The organism is Stenotrophomonas sp. 278, assembly GCF_003935715.1.
Classification (GTDB): Bacteria; Pseudomonadota; Gammaproteobacteria; order Xanthomonadales; family Xanthomonadaceae; genus Stenotrophomonas; species Stenotrophomonas maltophilia_AH.
This window is the reverse complement of record NZ_RHPP01000221.1, coordinates 1-4,217: the sequence shown is the minus strand read 5'-3', so window position 1 is coordinate 4,217 and position 4,217 is coordinate 1. Positions and strand designations below refer to the sequence as shown.

Sequence of the window (4,217 nt, the reverse complement as noted above, 5' to 3'; positions counted from 1 at the left end):
GCCCCGGACGCCCCGTTACCCCCCACCGCCGGCCGCTGGCCCCTCGATCCCCAACAGGGCTGGCACGAAGTCGTAGGCACCCTCGGCGAGGTCCGTGGCAGCTTCAAGGGCGAAAGCCGGCATCACCTGCACGATGGGTTCGACATCCGCGGTGACGTCGGCCAGACCGTGCGCGCGGTGGCCGACGGGAAGGTGAGCACGCCGTTCGCGGCCTGGTCGGTGGGTGACCAGGCGGAAGGGCTGTCGCTGGACCGCATCCGCTACATCCACATGAGGGTGGGGCGGGACGCACAGGGGCGGGCGTTCGACGCGCGCTGGCCGCAGCTGCTGGATGGGGACGGCACGCTGGAGCGCGTGCGCGTGCGCCGCGGTACCCGCTTCGCCGCCGGCGACCCGCTGGGCAGCCTCAACCGCATGGCCCACGTGCACCTGAGCGTGGGAGCCAGCGGTTTTGAGCGCAACGCGGTGGCGCTGGGCTTCACCGGTTATGCCGATGCGTTCGCGCCGCGCATCACCGGGGTTGAGCTGCTGGATGATGCCGACCTGCCGATCAAGGCGGGTGCCGATGGCCGTGTGCCGGTGTCGCGGCTGGGGCCCGGGGTACAGATCGTGGTGGAAGCGTGGGACCAGGTCGACCGCAACCTGCCGCGCCGCCGCCTCGGTCTGTACCAGGTGGGTTACCAGATTCTGGACGCAGCCGGCCAGCCGCTGCAGGGCTATGAGCAGCCGCGCTTCAACATCGTGTTCAACCGCATGCCGCGCGAGCGCAGTGCGACCGTGGTGGCGTACGCGCCGGACAGCGGAATCACCGTGCATGGCAGTGCGGTGACCCGATTCCGCTACCTGGTCACCAACACGGTGCGCGATGGCCTGGTGGAAACCGGGCGATGGGTGCCCGATGCATTGCCGGCAGGGGATTACATCATCCGCGCCAGTGCGCGCGATTACAGCGGGAATGAAGCCGTGGGCCCACGCGATCTGAAAGTGACCGTAATCCCGTAGAGCCGGGCTTGCCCGGCTGCATTCCGCGATTACGCCGCGGCACCCACACCCATGCCCACCCGTACGCGCTCGGCCTGGATGTCCGCCACCGGCCGCACTTCAATGCTGCCGTAGCGCGACCACGGGAACTCGTGGGCAATGCGCATGGCGTCATCCGCATCACGCGCGTTGATCAGGTTGAAGCCGGCGAGGAACTCGCGGGTTTCGGCAAACGGGCCGTCGGTGATGCGGGACTGGGCCTGGCGCACGCGCAGGGTGCGGGCCTGTTCGACCGGCTGCAGCTGCTGCGCCATCACCAGGGTGCCCTGGGCCTGGAGCTCGTCCGCGTGGGCCAGGCAGTCACGCATGTGGGCGTCGTACTCGTCGGCCGGCAGGGCCTGGATGAGTTCCGGGTCGATGTTGATCAGCAGCAGGAATTGCATGGGCGGACCACCGGCAGCGGGGAAGGGGGTCATCATGCCGCAGCTCGCGCGACACCGGTGTTGCAGTGCGGAAATGTCCGCGTGTTCAGGCTTTAAACGTCAGGACATGACGGGATCGGAATTTTTTCTGCCGGGGTTGTCGATCCGCGCTCCACTGATGCGTCGTATCTCATGAAGGGCCCCCGAACCGGGCTCGTGAACAGGACACGACAATGAAAGTGATGGTGATCGTCAAAGCCAGCCCGGATACCGAGGCCGGGGTGCTGCCGACCGAGGCCGAGCTGGAGGCCATGGGCAACTTCAACGAAGAGCTGGTAAACGCCGGGATCATGCTGGCCGGCGAAGGCCTGCAGCCCAGTCAGCGTGGCCACCGGGTGGTGTACGGCGGGCCGGCACCGCGGGTGCTGGACGGTCCGTTTGCCGAAACCCGCGAGCTGATCGCCGGGTTCTGGCTGTGGCAGGTGCGCTCGATGGACGAGGCACTGGAGTGGGCCAAGCGGGCACCGTTCGGCCCCAACGACGTGGTCGAACTGCGCGCGCTGTATGACATGGATGACTTCGGTGAGGCGTTCACTCCGGAATTACGTGCGCAGGAACAGCGTCTGCGCGACCAGATCGAAAAGAAGGTTTGAAGCATTTTCTTTGACACGCGTGGGTTGCACGCATTTCGTTGACACGCATGGCGTGTCACTACCTGGAGATTGTTCATGAAACTGATTCCCTTCCTGGGCTTCAATGGCCAGACCCACGAGGCGATGGCGTTCTACGCCAAGGTGCTGCGCGGCACCGTGACCTCGGAAACGAAGTACAGCGACATGCCGCCGAGCGACAACATGGACGGCTGCGGCGACGCACCGGGTCCGCTGGATCCGAACCTCATCGCGCACAGCCAGCTGGAAGTCGGTGACGCGATTCTCATGGCCGCAGACGGCCCCCCGTCCGAGGGTGCCGGTACCACCACCATCAACATCGACGTGGACAGCATTGAAGAAGCCGAGCGCGTGTTCAAGGAACTGTCCGAGGGCGGCAAGGTCACCATGGCGATCGGCGAAACCTTCTGGGCGCATCGCTGGGGCATGCTGGAAGACAAGTACGGCAAGCCGTGGATGGTCAACTTCATGAAGCCGTTCCCGTAACGCCAACCCCATCCGATACCGATACCCACCGGTAGCGCCGAAGAGAACGGCAGGAGCCGTTCTCAACGTCTCACAGAGACGGCCCGCAGGGTGCCCGCCAGGACGGCGGGCATAACGTTGGCCGGCCCTCTCACACCTGGAACGTTCGATGAAACTGACCACCGAACAAATGATCTTCGTCAACCTGCCCGTAGAAGATCTAGAACGCAGCAAGGCCTTCTACACCGCGCTCGGCTACGCGCTCAATCCGACCTTCTCCAACGACGACGGCGCATGCATCGTGATCAGCGAGCACATCTTCGTCATGGTGCTGCGCAAGCCGTTCTTCGAGACCTTCATCAGCAAGCAGATTGCCGACACCCAGGCCACCGCGGCGGTGATCAACGCACTGTCGGCGGTCAGCCGCGAAGCGGTCGACGCACAGCTGGAGAAGGCGCTCAAGGCCGGCGGCAGCGAACCGCAGCCGCCGCGCGACTACGGCTTCATGTACCAGCGCAGTTTCCAGGACCCGGACGGGCACCTGTGGGAAGTGGCCCACATGGATATGGACGCCGCGCCGGGCTGAGTGGTTTCATTCCCGGCATGGATGCCGCGCTGACGCAACGACTGGACACCCTCTGGCGCATGGAAGCGCCGGCCCTGATCGCCCGCCTGGCACGCATGCTGGGCGGCGACGTGGGGCGGGCCGAAGAACTGGTCCAGGACACCTGGCTGGCCGCGCTGGAGCGCTGGCCGGTGCAGGGCGTACCGGACAATCCCGGAGCGTGGCTGATGACCACCGCGCGCAACCGCGCCATCGACGTGCTGCGCCAGCACCAGCGGGTGGCGGGGCAGCATGCGCAGTGGGGCAGCGAGCTGGCACCGCAGCCGCTGCCGCTGCCTGACGACAGCGACGCGCTCGGCGATGACATTGGCGATGACCTGCTGCGGCTGATCTTCGTGGCCTGCCACCCGGTGCTGGGCGCGGACGCGCGGGTCGCGCTGACCCTGCGCCTGCTGGGCGGCCTGACCACCGACGAGATCGCGCGCGCGTTCCTGCAGCCCGAGCCGACCATCGCCCAACGCATCGTGCGCGCCAAGCGCACCCTGGCGACGAAGCAGGTGCCGTTCGAGGTGCCGCGCCAGGCGGCGCTGCCCGAGCGCCTGGCCTCGGTGCTGGAGGTGGTCTACCTGGTGTTCAACGAAGGCTACGCGGCCAGCAGTGGCGATGACTGGATGCGCCCGGCGCTGTGCGAGGAAGCGCTGCGGCTGGGGCGGATCCTGCAGCAGCGCCTGCCGGCGTGGCCACAGGTGCACGGGCTGTTGGCGCTGATGGAACTGCAGGCCTCGCGGTCGCGGGCCCGGGTGGATGCCGAGGGCAACCCGATCCTGCTGCCGGAGCAGGACCGCACACGCTGGGATCACCTGCAGGTCGCGCGCGGGCAGGCGGCGCTGCAGCGTGCGTTGGAGCTGGGCGGCGAGGACGACCCCTACGTGCTGCAGGCCGCGATCGCCGACTGTCATGCCCGTGCGCGGCGGCTGGAGGACACCGACTGGACCCGGATGGCGGCGCTGTATGCGCGCCTGGGGCAGGTGAATCCCTCGCCGGTGGTGGAACTCAACCGCGCGGTGGCGGTGTCGCGGGCGCAGGGGGCGGCGGCGGCGTGGCCGCTGGTGC

The 4,217-nt window shown here is 67.5% G+C and carries 5 protein-coding genes and 1 pseudogene; 5 read left to right on the top strand and 1 reads right to left on the bottom strand.

Going from position 1 to position 4,217, the window contains the following annotated elements; all coding sequences use genetic code 11:
* Nucleotides 1-1,002 (top strand): annotated as a pseudogene (locus EGJ34_RS20720) (M23 family metallopeptidase); the annotation flags it as partial.
* Nucleotides 1,003-1,031: 29 nt separating this feature from the next.
* On the opposite strand, the gene EGJ34_RS20715 reads toward EGJ34_RS20720, so the two are convergent.
* On the bottom strand, nt 1,032-1,424 hold the full coding sequence (locus tag EGJ34_RS20715) for a YciI family protein (RefSeq protein ID WP_125362310.1): 393 nt from the start codon (nt 1,422-1,424) through the stop codon (nt 1,032-1,034).
* A gap of 212 nt (nt 1,425-1,636) precedes the next feature.
* On the opposite strand from EGJ34_RS20715, the gene EGJ34_RS20710 reads away from it, so the two are divergent.
* The 4 genes from EGJ34_RS20710 to EGJ34_RS20695 all read left to right on the top strand — a co-directional run.
* Nucleotides 1,637-2,056, top strand: coding sequence for a YciI family protein (locus tag EGJ34_RS20710; RefSeq protein ID WP_125362309.1), 420 nt, complete (start codon nt 1,637-1,639; stop codon nt 2,054-2,056).
* Between the two features lie 75 nt (nt 2,057-2,131).
* Nucleotides 2,132-2,560 (top strand): VOC family protein, encoded by a 429-nt coding sequence (locus tag EGJ34_RS20705; protein WP_125362308.1) that lies wholly within the window; start codon nt 2,132-2,134, stop codon nt 2,558-2,560.
* A gap of 148 nt (nt 2,561-2,708) precedes the next feature.
* Entirely contained in the window at nt 2,709-3,125 is a 417-nt protein-coding gene (locus EGJ34_RS20700) for a VOC family protein (RefSeq protein WP_260477090.1), read from the top strand.
* A 17-nt stretch (nt 3,126-3,142) separates the two neighbouring features.
* Nucleotides 3,143-4,217: sigma-70 family RNA polymerase sigma factor (locus EGJ34_RS20695; protein ID WP_125362307.1), on the top strand; the 1,075-nt coding region annotated here is incomplete at its 3' end.

Bases quoted from the DNA above. Each gene is read 5' to 3' on its own strand.
- EGJ34_RS20715 (WP_125362310.1), bottom strand. From the start codon at position 1,424: ATGCAATTCCTGCTGCTGATCAACATCGACCCGGAACTCATCCAGGCC.
- EGJ34_RS20710 (WP_125362309.1), top strand. From the start codon at position 1,637: ATGAAAGTGATGGTGATCGTCAAAGCCAGCCCGGATACCGAGGCCGGG.
- EGJ34_RS20705 (WP_125362308.1), top strand. From the start codon at position 2,132: ATGAAACTGATTCCCTTCCTGGGCTTCAATGGCCAGACCCACGAGGCG.
- EGJ34_RS20700 (WP_260477090.1), top strand. From the start codon at position 2,709: ATGAAACTGACCACCGAACAAATGATCTTCGTCAACCTGCCCGTAGAA.